14 protein-coding genes are annotated in these 17,530 nt (G+C 73.2%); 10 read left to right on the top strand and 4 right to left on the bottom strand.

Features of this window, described 5'->3' with window-relative positions; translation table 11 throughout:
- Window positions 1-80: 80 nt before the first annotated feature.
- Together ABCR83_RS10010 and ABCR83_RS10005 are read right to left on the bottom strand one after the other, a co-directional pair.
- A complete protein-coding gene (locus tag ABCR83_RS10010; protein ID WP_462694527.1) occupies window positions 81-2,090 on the bottom strand; it encodes an N-acetylmuramoyl-L-alanine amidase in 2,010 nt (669 codons plus the stop codon).
- A 213-nt stretch (window positions 2,091-2,303) separates the two neighbouring features.
- Window positions 2,304-3,422, bottom strand: a complete 1,119-nt coding sequence (locus ABCR83_RS10005) for an aminoglycoside phosphotransferase family protein (RefSeq protein ID WP_462694526.1) — start codon at window positions 3,420-3,422, stop codon at window positions 2,304-2,306.
- Window positions 3,423-3,679: 257 nt separating this feature from the next.
- Between ABCR83_RS10005 and ABCR83_RS10000 the strand changes: the two genes are divergently transcribed.
- Window positions 3,680-5,164: a DNA-binding protein NsdB gene (locus tag ABCR83_RS10000; protein ID WP_462694525.1), complete on the top strand. Its 1,485-nt coding sequence runs from the start codon at window positions 3,680-3,682 to the stop codon at window positions 5,162-5,164.
- 55 nt (window positions 5,165-5,219) lie between these two features.
- Here the strand turns inward: ABCR83_RS10000 and ABCR83_RS09995 are convergent, their stop codons facing one another.
- Window positions 5,220-6,686, bottom strand: a complete 1,467-nt coding sequence (locus ABCR83_RS09995; protein ID WP_462694524.1) for a PP2C family protein-serine/threonine phosphatase — start codon at window positions 6,684-6,686, stop codon at window positions 5,220-5,222.
- A gap of 330 nt (window positions 6,687-7,016) precedes the next feature.
- On the opposite strand from ABCR83_RS09995, the gene ABCR83_RS09990 reads away from it, so the two are divergent.
- The 3 genes from ABCR83_RS09990 (at window position 7,017) to ABCR83_RS09980 (ending at window position 9,306) form a co-directional block, all read left to right on the top strand.
- Window positions 7,017-8,444, top strand: a complete 1,428-nt coding sequence (locus ABCR83_RS09990; protein WP_462694523.1) for a HEAT repeat domain-containing protein — start codon at window positions 7,017-7,019, stop codon at window positions 8,442-8,444.
- Window positions 8,445-8,513: 69 nt separating this feature from the next.
- The gene (locus tag ABCR83_RS09985) at window positions 8,514-8,711 is read left to right on the top strand and encodes a DUF5302 domain-containing protein (RefSeq protein WP_462694522.1); all 198 of its coding nucleotides are present in this window, start codon (window positions 8,514-8,516) and stop codon (window positions 8,709-8,711) included.
- A gap of 154 nt (window positions 8,712-8,865) precedes the next feature.
- Window positions 8,866-9,306: a hypothetical protein gene (locus tag ABCR83_RS09980; protein ID WP_462694521.1), complete on the top strand. Its 441-nt coding sequence runs from the start codon at window positions 8,866-8,868 to the stop codon at window positions 9,304-9,306.
- Between the two features lie 110 nt (window positions 9,307-9,416).
- Here the strand turns inward: ABCR83_RS09980 and ABCR83_RS09975 are convergent, their stop codons facing one another.
- Complete coding sequence (locus ABCR83_RS09975) at window positions 9,417-9,779, bottom strand: DUF6233 domain-containing protein (protein ID WP_462694520.1); 363 nt, start codon at window positions 9,777-9,779, stop codon at window positions 9,417-9,419.
- A 403-nt stretch (window positions 9,780-10,182) separates the two neighbouring features.
- Here ABCR83_RS09975 and ABCR83_RS09970 point away from each other — a divergent pair, with 403 nt between their 5' ends.
- From ABCR83_RS09970 to ABCR83_RS09945, 6 genes are read left to right on the top strand one after another with little or no spacing between them, the layout of a single operon-like run.
- The gene (locus ABCR83_RS09970; RefSeq protein ID WP_462694519.1) at window positions 10,183-10,665 is read left to right on the top strand and encodes an NADH-quinone oxidoreductase subunit B family protein; all 483 of its coding nucleotides are present in this window, start codon (window positions 10,183-10,185) and stop codon (window positions 10,663-10,665) included.
- Window positions 10,662-12,695, top strand: coding sequence for a proton-conducting transporter transmembrane domain-containing protein (locus ABCR83_RS09965; protein WP_462694518.1), 2,034 nt, complete (start codon window positions 10,662-10,664; stop codon window positions 12,693-12,695). Before ABCR83_RS09970 ends, ABCR83_RS09965 begins: the two co-directional genes overlap by 4 nt.
- Window positions 12,696-12,700: 5 nt before the next feature.
- A complete protein-coding gene (locus ABCR83_RS09960; RefSeq protein ID WP_462694530.1) occupies window positions 12,701-13,645 on the top strand; it encodes a respiratory chain complex I subunit 1 family protein in 945 nt (314 codons plus the stop codon).
- A gap of 19 nt (window positions 13,646-13,664) precedes the next feature.
- Entirely contained in the window at window positions 13,665-14,375 is a 711-nt protein-coding gene (locus ABCR83_RS09955) for a hypothetical protein (protein ID WP_462694517.1), read from the top strand.
- A complete protein-coding gene (locus tag ABCR83_RS09950) occupies window positions 14,372-16,006 on the top strand; it encodes a proton-conducting transporter transmembrane domain-containing protein (RefSeq protein ID WP_462694516.1) in 1,635 nt (544 codons plus the stop codon). Before ABCR83_RS09955 ends, ABCR83_RS09950 begins: the two co-directional genes overlap by 4 nt.
- A gap of 2 nt (window positions 16,007-16,008) precedes the next feature.
- Complete coding sequence (locus tag ABCR83_RS09945) at window positions 16,009-17,526, top strand: hydrogenase large subunit (RefSeq protein ID WP_462694515.1); 1,518 nt, start codon at window positions 16,009-16,011, stop codon at window positions 17,524-17,526.
- Window positions 17,527-17,530: the final 4 nt, after the last annotated feature.

The raw sequence follows: 17,530 nt of genomic DNA, 5'->3' as shown, positions 1-17,530 counted from the left end.
AACCAGGTCTTGGGAACCGACGTCACGCATGGGCCCGGATTAACCAACAGGGTCCGGACACCGTGCCGGGCCCCGGGGCGCTACCAGTTGACGGACCGGACCGTCACATCGGAGGCCTTGACGAAGGCCACCCGGTGCCCGAGCTGGATCTCGTAGTAGTTGTCCTTGCCCCGCACCACCCGGTGGCCCGCCGGATCGAAGGTGGTCGCCCACAGATACTCACCGGGCGCCGACCCGCCCAGCACATAGGTCTGCCCGGCCGACAGCTTGTACGGCAGCGGTGTCACCGCCTGTACGGGCACCCCGGCCGGGTAGGCCTCCGGCTCCGGATAGGCGCGCCCGTACACCGGGATCTCCGTCAGGCCCGCCCGGGGCGTGATGAGTTTCCCGCGGGCGCCCACGGCCGTCGGCGCCCACCACGGGTTGTGGAACCAGGCCTTCTGGCCCAGGTACCAGATCGCGGTCCAGCCGCTCACGCGGTCGGCGACCGCGAACTGCTGTCCGGTGGAGGCCCGGGCCCCGACGTCATTGACATCGGTGGTCGACGGGCCGCCGTCCGGGCGCAGCCCGATGTCCTTGACCAGCGGGGCGTCCTCGCTGGGGCCGGTGTGCAGCCGGACGGCGCCCGAGCCGTGCGGGGCGCAGTTCTGACCCGGCTTGTCGCAGCCCGTGTAGACCGGCCGGTTCTCGTCGTAGTCGGGCAGGATCGTGACCATGCCGCTGAACGGGCTCGCCGTGGGATGGAAGGGCTTGCCCATCAGCTCGAAGTAGTGCTCCCAGTCCCAGTAGGGGCCCGGGTCGGTGTGCATGCCCCTGATGGCCTGGGGGATCGTGCCCGGGACATTGTCATGGCCCAGGATGTGCTGCCGGTCCAGGGGGATGTTCAGCCTGCCCGCCAGATACCGCACCAGCCGGGCGGACGTGCGGTACATCTCCTCCGTGTACCAGGCGTCGGGCCGGGCGAGGAACCCTTCGTGCTCGATGCCGACCGACTTGGAGTTCACATACCAGTTGCCCGCGTGCCAGGCCACGTCCTTGGTCGGCACATGCTGGGCGATGTGCCCGTCCCCCGAGCGCACCGTGTAGTTCCACGAGACATACGCGGGATCCTTTATCAGCTTCATCGTCGTCTCCCAGGTCCCTTCGGTGTCATGGATGACGATGAAGTCGACCTTCTGCGACGCGGGCCGGTCCGCCAGATCGTGGTTGCCGTAGCTGTCCTTGCCCTCGAGCTTCTGGTACGGCGCCGGGATCGACTCGCAGGCCACCGTGGGCGGGCATTCGACGCCTGCGGCCGGGGCCGGGGCGAGACCCAGCCGGCGGATCTGCTCGGTGCGGGGCGCCACTTCGGGATCCGCGGGGAGGTCGATGCGCGCACCCGAGTCGGTGGTGCGCCGCTGTCCGGTGCGGATCACCTCGAAGACATCGTCGGCGAAGGTGGCGGCGGTCGCCGTGTCCGAGGCGGCCGGGTAGCTCGCCACCGCCCCGTACCACTCGGCGGGGTTGCCGCCGGCCGGCAGCCCGAGCCGCTGCTGCGCGGCGGCCAGCAGCGCGGCGCCGCCACGCAGGTTGGCCGCGGTGTCCTGGCGCAGCGCCCGGTCGGACAGGCCGGTGAGCCCGGCGGCCCGCTGCAGGGTGCGCAGCCGCTCGGGGAGCGCCCCGGGCGCGGGCACCGCGGGCCGGCCCGCGGTGGCGGGCCGGGCGGTGTCGCCGCGCGCGTCCTCGCCCGGCCGGTCCTGGCGCGGGTCGGCGGTCCGGGCGGTGGCGGCGTCGGTGAGGTGCATGGGGCCGTAGCCGCCGGACACGCTGGGCGCTCCGGCATGCGCATCCCAGCGCGACTCCACATAGGAGACGCCGAGCAGCACGCTCTGCGGGATGTGGTACTCCGCCGCCGCCGCGGCGAACTCCCTTTGCAGGGAGTCGCCGTGCTGCTGCTCGGCGGTCGCGGCGGGCCCGGCGGCCACCATGGAAAACAGCGGCATCAGCAGGGCGGCCGACGCCAGCGCGCCGGCCGCCCGTCGGGAGTGGCGGCTTCTTCGGGGAGCTCTCCGCGGAGTGCTCCGTGATTCTTCCGGGGCGAGTCCTCGCAATGCAGCCTCCTCAGGACGGGCCGTGCCGTGCGACGGAGCCGAACCTACCAAGCACCCATGGGTGGCAGACGATCCGTCAATCAGACTGGAGTGGGGGTGTTGTGCACGTCAACGCCTGTGCCGCTGGAATCGTGGGATGCCATGGGCGATATGAGTGAACGCCGACACGCCGCGCCTTGGGCGCGGCGTGTCGGCGAGTGTCCTGAGCGAGTGTCAGCGGGTGCCGACGGCCGCCCGGACCGCGCGCCTGGCGAGCGCACAGTCGTCGTGCAGCCTGCGGAGCAGCAGCCGCTGCTCCTCTCCGGAGTCGGCCGCGCCGGGGGGCGCCGGGTCGTGCATGGTGCGCTGCACGGCCATCTCATAGGTCCGGATCTCACCGGTGAGGACGAGCATCAGATTCACCAGAAAGGCGTCACGGGAGATGGGCCCCGCGGCCTGTGCGTACTGGCTGATCTGCCGACGGGCCACCGGGGCGTCGCCGAGGACGGTCCACAGCGTGGCCAGGTCGTAGCCCGGGAGATACCAGCCGGCGCGGTCCCAGTCGACCAGCACCGGCCCGGCGGGGGAGAGCAGGACATTGGAGAGCTGGGCGTCGCCATGGCAGAACTGCCCCTGGACATGGGCCAGTCCGTGCAGCAGCTTCTGCAGGTCGCCCAGGTCGCGATCGGTGAGCAGACCCAGCTCGTGGTAGCGCGCAATGCGCTTGCCGTAGTCGAGCGGCATGTCGAACATGCCCGCCGGCGGCCGCCAGAGATTGACCCGGCAGACCGCGCCGAGCGCCGCCCTGATATCGGCACGCGGCGGGGTGTCCGCCGGATGCCGCCGGGCGGCCGCCGGGCGGCCCGGCATCCGCTCGATGACCAGGGTGCAGTTGTCGGGGTCGGCGGCGATCAGGCGGGGCACCCGCACCGGCGGACGGTGCCTGACGAACGCGCGATACGTAGCTATTTCATGCCTGAACCGCTCGGCTTCCACGGGAGAGAGATCCAGTAAGCACTTCGCCACCGCGCTGCTGCGCCCCGCGGTGCCGACCAGCAGCACGGAGCCCCCGCCACGACGCAGCACCTGAACGGGGTTGAACTCCGGGCAGATGCGGTGCACCGCCGTGATCACCGACCGGAGTTGGGCGCCCTGGGGGCCGGACAGGTCGATTCTCCCGCTGAGCGGCTGTGCGGCGAGCCCCGGCCCCCTTCGCGTCCGTCCACCCCCGAACGCGGCTCCCACGGCATGGGAGGGGTCGAGGTACGGCCCGCCACCGCTCTGCGGCGGGCGGAGCTGCTGCGGCCGCGGCGGCCGGAGCGGAGCGGACACGGAGGACGATGCTGCATACATGGGCGGAACAGATCCCTTCGTGTGCCGGCGAATTGCGACGCTCCCCGGTCCCCGGGCCGTGCGCAGGGCCGTGTGCACCCTGGGGAATGCAGTGCCCGTGTGGCCGGTTGCCGGGTGGCCGGGGTGGCGCGTTCCTACATCACACCCGGGCGCGGGTGGCACACCATGTGGCGGACCCTGGCGAACCCTGGCGAATACTCGCTTGGCCCATGACGGGCCGATACCTTCAAGTCAGCCGAGGAACCTGGGGGCTTGACGTGACGAGGGAACCCAACACCCGCCTTGCGGACCTGTTCGGCCTGGCCGGATGGTCCAAGGGCGAGCTCGCGAGGCTGGTCAACCGGCAGGCGGCGGTCATGGGCCATCCGCAGCTGGCGACGGACACCTCACGGGTGCGGCGTTGGATCGACACGGGGGAGTCCCCCCGCGATCCGGTGCCCAGGGTGCTGGCGGCCCTCTTCACCGAGCGCCTCGGTCGTGTCGTGACCATCGAGGACCTCGGGTTCGGCCGGCGCGGGCGGGCGGGCAGAAAACAGTCCCACGACGGGCTGCCCTGGCCACCCGAGCGGACCGCCGCGGTCCTCACCGAATTCACGGGAATGGACCTCATGCTCAACCGACGCGGCTTGGTGGGCGCGGGCGCCGCGCTCACCGCAGGCTCAGCACTCAGCGGAGCGATGCACGACTGGTTGCACACCGATCCGGTGCTCGCCTCCGACGGCCCCCGGCTCGACGACCCCCTACGGGACACCCTGCACGCCGACCCCGCGGGGTACGACCGCTATGAGGCGGTCCCCGTGGGCTCCACCGAGATCGATGAACTCGAGCGCTCGGTCGATGTCTTCCGCGCCTGGGACGCGGCCCGCGGCGGCGGGCTCCAGCGCAAGGCGGTGGTCGGACAGCTCAACGAGGTGGGCGGGATGCTCGCCTACCACCACCCGGAGCACCTCCAGCGCAGGCTGTGGGGGGTCGCCGCGAACCTCGCGGTGCTGGCCGGCTGGATGTCCCACGACGTGGGCCTGGAGCCGACCGCGCAGAAGTACTTCGTCATCGCCGCACACGCCGCCCGGGAGGGCGGCGACCGGCCGCGGGCGGGCGAGGCGCTGTCCCGCGCGGCCCGGCAGATGGTGCATCTCGGCCGCCCGGACGACGCGTTGGATCTGATGAAGCTCGCCAAGTCCGGCTCCGGGGGCGAGACCCTGCCCCGCACCCAGGCCATGCTCTACACCGTCGAGGCATGGGCCCAGGCCTCGATGGGCCGCGGCCAGGCCATGCGGCGGACCCTGGGCGAGGCCGAGGATCTCTTCGTCTCGGACCGGAGCGATGTGCCGCCGCCCAGTTGGATGCAGATGTTCGACGAGGCCGATCTCCATGGCATGCAGGCGCTGGCCTATCGCACGCTCGCGGAACACGATCCCTCGGTCGCGGTCATCGCGCAGCGGCACGCCAAGGAGGCGCTGCGGCTGCGGGGCAGCGGTCACCAACGTTCCGTGATCTTCGATTACATCTCCCTGGCATCCGCCTGTTTCATCAGTGACGATCCCGAGCAGGCCGATACCTATGCCCGACTTGCCCTGGTGACCATCGGCGAGACCTCCTCGCACCGCACCTGGGACCGGTTGCGCGAGATGTACCGGCTCACGGGGAAGTACGCGGGCTTCGCCCGGATCGCGGAGCTGCGCCAGGAGATTCAGCAGGCGCTGCCGAAGGGATCCGGAAGGGGCCGGATCGCGACCGCCTAGCGGCCCAACGCGGTCCCGTACAGCGGGGGTTGGCGCGCAGGCGCCGGGCGGCCGGTCAGCAGCCGATGCGGGCGACCAGTACGCATGCGTCGTCCTCGCGGTCCTGCCCGCCGAGCTCCTCCAGCACGGTCCGTACGCACTCCTGGGCGCTCTTGGCCGCGGCGAACCGCGGTGCCAGCTCCAGCAGGGGCTCCGTGCTCATGGCGGTTCGCGGCCCGGCACCCCGTGGTGACAGGCCGTCGGTGTGCAGCAGGAGCACATCACCGGGGAGCAGCTGCTCCTCGGCCTGTGCGTAGGTGGCATCGGCGACGGCTCCGAGCAGCACGCCCTGCGGGGGCCGCAGCGCGCGCCCCGTCCCGTCGCGGAACAGCAGCGGGGCGGGGTGTCCGGCCTGCGACCAGCACAGGGCCCGGGTCCGGGGGTCGTAACGGCAGCAGACCGCGCTGCCCAGGGCGGGCTGCGCGGAGGCGTCGAGCAGGTGGTTGAGCCAGCCCATCAGCGGGCCGGGCTCGGCGCCCGCGACCGCCATCCCGCGCACCGCGCCCAGCAGCACGGCCATGGTGGAGGCGGCGGTCACCCCGTGCCCGGCGAGGCCGCCGATGCTCAGCAGTGTCCGCCCGTCGGGCAGCGGGAGGGCATCGAACCAGTCGCCGCCGACGAGGGCGCTCGTCGGGGAGGGGAGGTAGCGCGCGGCCAGGTCGAGCGTGCCGTTGCCTTCCTCGCCCGGGAGCCGCGCCTCGCCCGGGAGCCGGGGCGAGCCGTACCACGGTGGCAGCACGGCTTCCTGCAGCTCGACCGCCAGATGGCGCTCCGCCCGGGCCAGCTGCCGGTCGAGCCGCAGCGCGTCACCGGTCCGGTCGACCGCCTCCCGGCTGCGGCGCAGCTCGCTGACGTCTCTCAGCACCGCCCACATCGTGGCCGTGCAGCCATCGGTGTCGAGCACCGGCTCGGCCAGCATATGGAGCGTGCGCAGGGAGCCGTCGGGGCGCACCACCCGGAATTCGCCGTCGATCGGCTTGCCGTCCACCAGGCAGTCGGTGACCAGTGCGGTCAGCAGCGGGGTGTCCTCCTCGACCAGCCAGGAGGGCAGCTCGTCCAGCGTCAGCGCGCCGTCCGCGGGACGCCGTCCGAAGAGCTCGAAGAGCTCATCGGACCAGGTCACATCGTCGGTGAGGAGGTTCCATTCGGCGCTGCCCACCCGGCCGGGCGGGGGGTCCCCGATCGCCCCGGGCGGTTCCTCGGCCCGCTTCCCCGCGGCCTTGGGCGGCAGTCCGTCACGGAGCTGCCCCAGCTGCTCGTCGAGGCCGGCCAGCTGGTGTGCGGCGAGCTCGCACAGCGCGCGCTGCCAGCGGGTGCGGGGGTCGTCCGCCCGCTCGGCGCCCTCTGCCGCCGCCCGGCGCACCGCGTCGACCCCGCCCCGGAGCCGGCGTGCCTGGGTGATGAGGGCATCGACCGCCTGCCGGCCGGGCGGCTCGGTGGCGGGGCGGTCCGCGGGGACATCCGCGGGGAAGGGCGACGGCATCGCTTACTCCGATACGGGCGGGGCGCAGCCGAACGCCGGTGGATCCGCGGAACGGCCGGGAAGAGTGCGGTAACGACTGTTGCACAGGGAGCGACGGCTCGTAACCACTTTGGCAATACTCGATACGGTGATGCGACCGGCATATGCCACCGGTGTGATGGGCATATCGGGCGCGACTCGGCGGAATGCTCAACTCCGGGTAGGCTGCGGGCGCTCGGGAGCCCCCGAGTTTCCACAGTTCACCCGGCATGGTCCGGGTGGACACCGGCAAGAATGCCGGACGACGGAAATCCCGTTGCCAGCCGACTCCCCGCACCGGATGCTGACCTCATGTTCGATCCAGACATAGCGCCCAGCGGCACCCTGCTCGGCCTCCTTCAGCGAGGCCGCGGCGACGGGACCCTGCACGCCCTCGCGGCACCCCGGGCCGAGGCCCTCGTGGCGCTGAACCGCTGTGTGCTCCACGACCCTCGCCGTGACTGGCAGGTCGAGAACCGCTCCCTCTACTACGCGCGGCTCTACCTGGACCTCGACGGCGGGCTCGGTGAGATCGAGCGCCACCTCTTCCACCCGGACGACCTGATCGACACTGCCGAGGAGCGCACCGGCCTGGCCCTCGCCGTCCTCGGGCACCTCGCCTCCTACGGCCGCCAGGACGCCCTCCCGCTGTTGCGGCGCTACGCCGCCACCGGAGCCAACTGGAAGTGGGCCCTCGACGAGCTGGCCCTCCGTGACGGGGACACCGCCCTCGCCGCCCTCGGCGGGAGCATCCTCGCCAGGTTCCCGGCCACTCCCGAGGGTGAAGCCGCGCTCGCCGCGACCGTCCGCGACGCCTTCGAGCCCCGCCCATGGCGGATCTGGGCGGACGACCAGCACACCCCCGCGATCGCCGCCCGGGTGCGCTCCGCACAGGAACAGGCTTCCTTCGACCGCTGGCAGCGCCAACTGCGGCCCGCCGGGCCCCGTCCCGGCTGGAGCGTGCGCGAGGTCCTGGACTGGGCCCAGGAAGGGCTCGCCCTGCACCCCGTCCAGCACCGCCATGTGCTCGCCACCCGCTGCCTCACCGCGGTAGCGGGCCCGGAGGACCGGCTGGAGATCATCGAGGCCGCCGCCTTCGCCCCCGGTGCCGCCCGCGCCACCGCCGTGCGCTACCTCGCCGAGCACGACGACCCGCAGGCCCTCGACCTCGTCGAGAGCGCCGCGGCCGACGCCGACGGGCTCATCGCGGTCGCCGCGGTCGCCGCCTTCGAGCGCATGCGCGGCCCGGCCGCCCTCGAGCGCGCCCGCGCCTGGGTCCACCGGACCGACCCCCTCGGCGCTGCCGCGGCCGGGATGCTCGCCTGCCGGGGCGCCGAGTACGACTCCGCGCTCGTCCTGAGCGCCCTGCGCCGGACCGTGCGCACCGAGGGCCCCGACGCCCCCGTCCTGTGGGACCTGGTCGACGGCGCCGGGCGGCTCGCGATCCGCTGCGCCGCCCCCGTGCTGCGGCACGTCTACCGCGAGACGTCCTCGTCCCACCTGCGGGGCCGCGCCGCCCGGGCCCTGGCGGCGACGGACCCCTCGTTCGCCGCCGGGTTCGCCGTCGAATGCCTCTGGGACTGCGAGGAGTCCACGCGCGAGCTCGCGGCCCACCACGCGGTCACGGTGGACGCGCGCGTGGTGGACCGGCTGCGCAGACTGGCGGCCGACCCCGCCGAGGAGGCCGAGGTCCAGACCGCGGTGCGCAGCCGCTTCGGCCCGGACGCGTCGGCGGTGTGAGCGAGCGGGGCCGACCGGTCCCCACATATGCGAAGCTATGGCGAAATACCGTATGGCCAGGAGGTTTTCATGACTGAGACAGACGCACAGGGCGGCGCGGAGAACCACGAGGAAGAGGTGAAGCGCAAGTTCCGGGAGGCGCTGGACCGCAAGCGCGGCAGATCGGCCGACGCGGGCGCCAACGGCCGGGGCCGTGATGGCTCCAAGATCCATGGCACCCATGGCAAGGCCGGTGGTCAGCGCTCCTTCCGCCGTAAGAGCGGCTGAGACCGCGCCGGTCCGGGTCGTGTGCGGAATCCGGGCGCCGCGCCCGGTTGCGTCCGGTGGCGCCGGAACCCGGCATGCGCCCTGCTGGGCACCTCGCAGCTGTGCCGATAATGGGGGTCCGACAGTCAATCAGCACCGGAAACAGGGGGCGTCGATGAAGAGCGAGCAGAAGCACGAGGGACGGTACCGGGGGCGCCTCGCCCGCCGGATCTCCGCCATCGTGGCCCTCGCGCTGGGTACCGCTCTGCTGGCCGCGCCCGCCTCGGCCGTGAGCTCGCATCCCGTGGCCCGGACCGCACAGCACACCACCGTGACCGAGGCGGCGGCCGTCACGACCACCACGACAGCCATGACGGCCACGACGGCCACGACAGCCACGACGACGGGGTTCGCGGCTCAGCACGACGCCCGGGCCGTGGCGCACCATCGGCAGGACGCTGCCGGCCATCAGACGCTGGCGAAGAAAAAGAAGAAGGGCTTCTTCGCGAAGCTGGGCAAGTTCCTGATCATCCTGGTGATCATCATCGTGCTCTTTGTGATCCTGGTGATCTGGCTGATCGTGCACTTTGTGCGCAAGGCCTTCCGGCGCCGCTGACGCCCCGCGCCCGTCTCGAGTCCGCCGTTCGCCCGCGCGACGGCGGACTCGGCCGTGGTGCACAGGCGTTGGCGCCAGGCCGGTGACGGAGCCGGTGGTAGGGGAGGGCATCAGGCGTACGGCGTCAGGAATCTCTCCGGTTGGCATGCGTCGCACGGGCGCACCTCGTGCGTGGCCATCTGCACCCGGGCCTCGGCGGTGGTCAGTGTCTCCTCGCTGCCCTTGGGCACCCAGCAGCCCGCGTGATGCAGCTCCTGGAGGACCCCACCGGAGCGGCGGTGGAGGGTGACGGGCCATACGGCGTCCTCGAAATCGGCCCTTGTTGTGCGGCGGTGCGAAATATGTGTCCTATCCGAGTCGCCGGAGAGACGTTTGAGAACGATGTCGCGCACCCAATCGCGCGCGGAATGGCCGCTTTTTTGTGCGGCGGCCTCAATGCGGACGAGTTCGTCAGGGGAGAAGAGCTGCTCCATGACGCGCGACAGTAGCAGTGGACAGCCTTCGCCGACCCGGGTTCCGGGGGATGAAAGGACTGTGCTGACCTGCGGGTTGACCAGAGGGTACGGTTCGCCGTGACACTGCCCGGCGGCGGGCTCGCGGATGCCGTGCAGCTCCCGACGCGCACCCGGCGATTGGCATAGGACAAGCGCGTATTCAGGGTGACGCCCGCCGGATACCCGATGACCTGTTCTTGGGATTCCCCGATATCACCTGTCTTCGTGAATGCGGCCCCGGCACCGGGCACTTCGCGCCCCGGGAGACCGCGCGGGGCCGTAACGGCCCGGGTCGGCGGCAGGGGGTGGACCAGGCCGTAACCCCCAAGGGGGGTGGGGCCGTTTACCACACGCACCCGGCACCGATGTGTGGAGGAGCCGCATGAGCCTGCTGCGCAAGATCCGAGAGACCGGGCGGGTGGCGGAGGACGCTCCGCCCCCGCCCGCCGGTGATCCGCCCGACGGGGCCCGGGAGTTGGCGGGTTCGGTCCAGGTTCGCTGTGTGGACGCCGGATCCTGCAATGGCTGCGAGATCGAGATCGCCGCGGCATTCGGCCCGGTGTATGACGCCGAGCGGTATGGCGCCCGGCTGGTGGCCTCGCCCCGGCATGCGGACGTCGCACTCGTGACCGGACCGGTGACGCGGAACATGGCCGAGCCGCTGCGCCGTACCGTCGCCGCGATGCCCCGGCCCCGGCTGGTGGTGGCGGTCGGCGACTGCGCCGTCAACGGCGGGGAGTTCGCCGGTGGTTACGGTGTCGAGGGCACCGTCGCCGATGTGGTGCCGGTCGATCTCCGGGTGCCCGGCTGCCCGCCGGAACCGGAGCGGATCGTCGCGGCGCTGCGTGCCCTGACCGGCCGGTGAACACCGTCGGGACCGCCATCGCCCTGGCGGCCGGGCTCGCCGGTGCCGGGGCGTCGGCCGGGGCGCTGCTGCCCCCGCGGGCGCGCATCATCGGCGCCGGGGCGTGCACCGCGGCCCTGGGCGCCGCCGGGCTGGCGTCCGGCCTCGCGGCGCTGGCCGGTGAGCGCTGGTCGGCCGATCCGCCCTTGCTGCCGCTCGCCGGGGCGCACTTGGCGGTGGATGCGCTGTCCGGGCTGTTCATCACCGTGGCCGGCGCGGTGATCCTGGCGGTCGCCGTCTATGGCATCGGCTATGCCGCCGGGCACGGCTCGCGAGGCATGGCCTCCCGGGGAGCCCAGGCGGTGCTGCCGGTCTTCGCGCTCACCCTGCTGCTGGTGCCGGCGGCCGGGTCCGTCTCCACCTTTCTGCTGCTGTGGGAGCTGATGGCGGTCGGCTCGCTGCTGCTGGTGCTGGCCGAGCACCGCGAGCGCCCCTCGGTCGGTGAGGCCGGACTCTGGTATGCGGTGCTGACGCAGCTCGGCCTGGTGCTGCTGCTGGCCGGGTCGGCGCTGTTCGCGGCCCGGGCCGGCGGCGAGACCTTCACGGCGCTGCGGGCCGCCGCCGGCGGGATGTCAACGGCCGCCCGGGGCACGGTGTTCGTCCTGGTCGCCGCGGCCTGCGCGGCCAAGGCGGGGGCGGTGCCGCTGCACCCCTGGCTGCCGCGGGCACACCCCGAAGCACCCGGCAATGTCTCGGCGTTGCTGAGCGCGTCCATGGTCAACCTCGGCATCTACGGCATCGTCCGGTTCGGGTTCGACCTGCTGGGCGGCGGACCGCGCTGGTGGTGGCTGCTGGTGCTGGGCACGGGCGCGCTGTCGGCGGTGTACGGCATCCTCCAGGCGGCGATGGCCTCGGACCTCAAGCGCCTCCTCGCCTACTCGACCTCCGAGAACCTGGGCCTGGTGCTGATCGGCGTCGGCGCGTCCGGCCTGTTCGCCGCCGCCGGAAACCGGGGCCTGGCCTCGCTCGCCCTGGCCGCCGCGCTGCTGCACCTCGTCAACCACGCCGCCTTCAAGGCCCTGTTGTTCTGTGCCGCGGGTTCGGTGCTGCGGGCCACCGGGCTGCGCGACCTGGACCGGATGGGCGGGCTGCGGGCCCGGATGCCCGCGACCGCCGGGTTCTTCGCGCTGGCCGCGCTGGGTGCGGTGGCCCTGCCGCCGGGCAATGGCTTCCTCGGCGAGTGGCTGCTCCTGCAGTCCCTGATCCACGGCCTGGCCGTGCCCGGGGTGGTCACCGCCATTGTGCTGCCGCTGGCCGTCGCCGTGCTCGCGCTGTCCGCCGGGCTGGCCGCCGCGGTCTTCGTCAAGGCGCTCGGCGTGGGCTTCTTCGCCCGGCCGCGCAGCGCACCGGCCGCGGCCGCCGCGGAGAGCCCGCCGAGCATGCTCGCCGGAATGGGACTGCTCGCCGCGGCCTGCACCGGACTGGCCCTGGCCCCCGGCGAGTTGGCGAACGGACTGGCCCGCGCGGTGGCCGCGGCCGGACTGGGCGGCGGACGGCCGCTGTCCGGCGGCGCGTTCGAGGTACGGCCGGGCCGGCTCGCCGCCGCCCTGTCACCACTGTGGGCGGCGGCCGCCCTGACGGCCGTGCTGATCGCCGTGCTCGCGCTGACCCGCCTGGCCGCGCGCCGCGGCCGGCGCACCCATGTCAAGCTGTGGGACTGCGGCGGCGGCGCCCCGACCGCCCGGATGTCCTACACCGCCACCTCGTTCGCCGAACCCCTGCAACGCGTCTTCGACAATGTGCTCGCCCCCGAACAGGACGTCAATGTGACACCCCTGCGCGAATCCGCCTACCTGGTGGAGCGAGTGCGCTTCCAGCGCCGGATCCCGGACCGTATCGAACACCGCCTCTACCGGCCCCTCCTGGCCGCCGTCGCCACCCTGGGCGAACGGGCCACCCGCCGACTGGCCACCGGCAGCGTGCACTTGTACCTCGGCTATGGCTTCTGCGGCCTGGTGGGCCTGCTGCTCACCCTGGCGGTGGGCTGGTGAACATTATGGGAACGGCGGCGGTGGCCGCCCAGGTCGCACTGGTCACCGGCGGCGCCCCGCTGCTCACCGGCCTGATGCGCCAGGTGCGGGCCCGCCTGGAAGGCCGGGCCGGGGCCGGAGTCGGCCAACCCTGGCGCGATCTGCGCAAGTTGCTGCGCAAGGAGCCCATCACCCCCATCGGCACCGGACCGGCCTTCCGCGCCGCGCCCCCGCTGCTGGTCGCCACCACCACCGTGGTGGCGGCGCTGCTGCCGCTCGCCTCCACCGCCACCCCGGTCAGCGGCAGCGCCGATCTGATCCTGGTGGTGGCGCTCCTCGCCCTGGGCACGGTGGCACTCGCCCTGGCCGGACTCGACACCGGAACCGCGTTCGGCGGCATGGGCGCCTCCCGCGAGATGACCGTCGCCGCCCTGGTGGAACCCACCATCCTGCTTGCCGTCTTCGCCCTGTCGATACCGACCGGTTCGACCAACCTGGCGGCCATCGTCTCCGGTGGCATCCACCAGACCGGCCGACTCGCCTCCCCGGCCGGGCTGCTGGCCACCGCCGCCCTCGCGGTGGCCGTGCTCGCCGAGACCGGACGGCTGCCGGTGGACAACCCCGCCACTCACCTGGAGCTGACCATGGTGCACGAGGCCATGGTGCTGGAGTACTCCGGCCCCGACCTCGCGCTCGTCGAACTCGGCGCCCAGATGCGGCTGACCGTGCTGCTGGGACTGCTGGCCTCGCTCGCCGCACCCTGGGGGATCGCCACCACCGCATCCGGCTGGGCCGTCACCCTCGCCCTGGCCGTTTTCACCGCCAAGGTCACCGTGCTGGGCGCGGTACTCGCGGCGGCGGAGGTGTGCTGGGCCAAGCTGCGGCTGTTCCGGATTCCCGAACTGCTGGCCGGCTCCTTCCTGCTCGCGCTGCTCGCGGTGACCGCCTCGTACTTCCTCACCGGCGAGTGAGCCGGGCGGATCGGGAGAAATGAACGACAGCCTCTACACCGAACTCCTCGACCTCGTGTGCGGGGCCTTCCTGCTCACCGCCGTGATGATCCTCTGGCTGCGCCAACTCGCCTCGATCATCACCGTGTTCGCCCTGCAGGGCCTGGCACTGGCCGGTGTCGCCGCACTGCTGGGCGTGCACGAGGGCCGCTGGGACCTGCTCGCCGTCGCCGCCGGGGTCGGCCTGCTGCGGGCCGGAGTGCTGCCACGGCTGACCCGGCGCGTCCTGGCCGCCGCCGCTCCGCCGAGCGAAGGGCTCCCCGGCCGGCCCTACCAGGAGGACGACAGCGAGGCACGCGAGACCCAGCCACTGGTCAATGTCGCGGCCTCACTGCTGAGCGCCGCCCTGCTCACCCTCCTCGCCTACGCCGTCGCCAGGCCGCTGGTCGAGCTCAACCCCACCCCCGCCACCAGGGCGTTGCCGGTCGGGCTCGCCGTCGTACTGATCGGCTTCTTCACCCTGGTCACCCGGCGCCGGGCGCTGGCCCAGCTGATCGGCTTCCTGCTGCTGGACAACGGCATCACCGCCACGGCCTTCCTCGCCGCCTCCGGAGTGCCGCTGATCGTGGAACTCGGCGTCTCCTTCGATGTGCTGCTCGCCGTGCTCGTCCTGCAGATCCTCACCACCCGGATGCGGGCCGCCTTCGGCGGCACCGGCATCGACGACCTGCGGGAGCTGTGCGACCGATGACCCCCACCGCCTCCGCCTTGCTGCTCACCGCCCCCATCGCGGTACCCCTGACGGCCTCCGCCGGGTATGCGGCCACCGGCCACCGCCCGGCCCGGTCGCGCCGGGCGACCGCCCTCCCGCACCGGCCGCCACGGCAGCGCAGGGCGACCCGGCCCGCGCACCTGCCCGGCCGTACGGCCCCCGGCGGCACCCTGGCCGTGCTGACGGCCGATCCACCGGGGACGCCACCGGATCCCGAACCCGACCCGGGCGCCCGTCCGTTCACCGGCTGGGCCGGCCTCGTCTCCCCGGCCGCCATCCTGGCCTGCGGAGCCGCGCTCGCCACCACCGTCCCGGACCGGAGGCCCGTCGCGGCGTACGGCGGACTGCTGCGCGCGGACGCGCTGACCGTCTGGCTGCTGCTGGTCGTCGGCGCGGTGGCCGCCGTGGCCTGCGCCGCCGGCCCGGCCCAGCTGGCGCAGGAACACGCCGACGCCGCCACCGCCCGGCGCTATCACCTGCTGGTCCAGGCCTTCCTCGCCGCGATGAGTGCCGCCGTGCTGGCCGCCAACCTCGGCGTCCTGTGGGTCGCCATCGAGGCCACCACCATCGTCACCGCCTTTCTGGTCGGCCACCGGCGCACCCGGGCCTCGGTCGAGGCCGCCTGGAAGTATGTGGTGATCTGCTCCGCGGGCATCGCGCTGGCCTTCCTCGGCACCGTCCTCCTCTACTACGCCGCCCGGCAGGCGGGAATCCCCGAGGCCCTCGCCCTCGACTGGCCCACCCTGGCCCAGCGGGCGGGCCGCCTCGACCCGGCCGTGACCCGGCTGGGCACCGGCCTGGTGGTCCTCGGCTTCGGTGCCAAAGCCGGACTCGTCCCGCTGCACGCCTGGCTCCCCGATGCGCACAGCCAGGCTCCCGCCCCCGTCTCCGCGCTGATGTCCGGGGTGCTGCTCTCGGTCGCCTTCGCCGGGCTGCTGCGCTACAAGGTCATCGCCGACGCGGCCCTGGGCCCCGGCTACGCCCGCGCCCTGCTCACCGGGGCCGCCCTGGCCACCCTCGCGCTGGCCGCCGCGCTGCTGCTCGGCCAGCGCGACTACAAGCGGATGCTGGCCTACTCGAGCATGGAACACATGAGCCTGATCGCCCTCGGCACGGCCATCGGCACCCCGCTCGCCCTCTCCGCCGCCCTGCTGCACATCGCCGGCCACGGCCTGGCCAAGACCGTCGCCTTCTGCTCCTCGGGCCACATCCTGCACCTGCGGCACACCACCCGGATCGGACGGGTACGCGGGCTGCTGAGCCAGGCACCCGCCCTCGGCGCCGTCTTCGCGGCCGCCGTGCTCGCCCTGCTCGGCCTCCCCCCGTTCAGCCTGTTCGCCTCCGAACTGAGCATCGCCCGGGCCGGGTTCGCGGCGGGCCTGGGCCTGCCGACCGCCGTCGCCCTCCTCCTGGTGCTGACCGCCTTCGCCGCGCTGGCCGCCCGCACGGCCCGCATGCTGCTGGGGCCGGGGGGGCAGCCCGAGCCGCTCGGCGCCGCCACCGCACTGCCCCTGACCGCCGGGCTCCTCGCCTGCGCCGTCCTGGGCCTGGCCACCGGTCCGCTCACCCGGCTGCCGATCGAGGCCGCCCGGATCGTCGGAGGGCACTGACCGTGTACCCGTCCACCGCCACCCGGACCATCACCGAGACCGGCCCCGGTGAACTGCCCGAGAAGGTCGCGGAACTGCTGCTGGACGGACACCGGCCGGCGCTGGTGGCCGCCCACCACGACGGAGCCGACGCCCCGGGCGGCCGGGCCGTCCGCGTCGTCTGCCTCTTCGTCTCCGGCCCGCCCGACACCCGCACCGAACTCCAGGTGCGCCTGGACCCGGATGCGCCCGAACTCCCCACCCTGGCCCATCTCTCCTTCCCCCTGGGCCGGTTCGAGCGGGAGATGCGCGATCTGTACGGCATCGTGCCCCGGGACCATCCGCTGCCGCACCGCCTGGTGCGGCACTTCCACTGGCCGCGCGGCTGGTACCCGATGAAACCCGACGCGGGCCCGCCGCCGCCCTTCGCCGAGGCCGAAGGCCCGTACCCCTTCCTGGAGGTCGAGGGCGACGGCGTGTACGAGATCCCCGTCGGCCCGGTGCACGCCGGGCTGATCGAGCCCGGCCACTTCCGCTTCTCCGTGGTCGGCGAGACGATCATCCGGCTCAAGGCCCGGCTGTGGTTCGTCCACAAGGGCATCGAGAAGCTCTTCGAGGGCCGCACCCTCGAGGAGGGACTGCCGCTGGCCGAACGCATCAGCGGGGACACCGCCGTCGGCCACGCCCTCGCCTACTGCCTCGCCGTCGAGGAGGCCACCGGCACCGAGCCCCCCGCCGCCGCCCGCCGCGCCCGCGCCCTGCTCCTGGAACTCGAGCGCCTGCACAACCATGTGGCCGACCTCGGCGCCCTGTGCAATGACGTCGGGCACGGCATCCTGCACGCCCAGGCCCAGCGCGTACGCGAGCAGTTGCTGCGCCTCAACCGGCAGGTCACCGGGCACCGGCTGCTGCGCGGCGGCGTCGTACCGGGTGGGGCGGTGCTGCGGGCCGTGCCCGAACCGGCCCGGATGCGGGCCATCGGCCGCGACATCCGTGACATCGTCGCCCTGGCCCTGGGGCACTCCACCGTCCGCGATCGGTTCACCGGCACCGCCCGGCTGAGCACGGACACCGCACGCGATCTGGGCTGCCTCGGCTATGTCGCGCGTGCCAGCGGGCTCGCCACCGACGCCCGGGTCGCCCACCCCTGCCACGACCACGGGGACGGCCTCGCCATCCCGGTGCACACCGGCGGTGATGTGCTGGCCCGCTTCCTGGTACGGGCCGAGGAGACCGATGTCTCCCTCGCGCTGATCGAGGCCCTGGCGGACCGGCTCCCGGCCGGCCGTCTCATCACGCCACCCGCTCCGCCCGCCCGGGGCGTGCCGTGCTCCGGGGTCGGCATCGCCGAGGGGTGGCGGGGCACCATCACCACCCGGGTCGAACTCGGCCCGGGGCCGGTGCTGAGCCGGGTGAAGGTGGTCGACCCGTCCTTCTTCAACTGGCCCGCGCTGCCGTCGGCGCTGGCGGACACGATCGTGCCCGACTTCCCGCTGGCCAACAAGAGCTTCAACCTCTCCTACGCGGGCAACGACCTCTGACCGA

This window comes from Streptomyces xingningensis (genome assembly GCF_054957865.1).
This window is presented reverse-complemented; position numbering and strand designations above follow the sequence as displayed.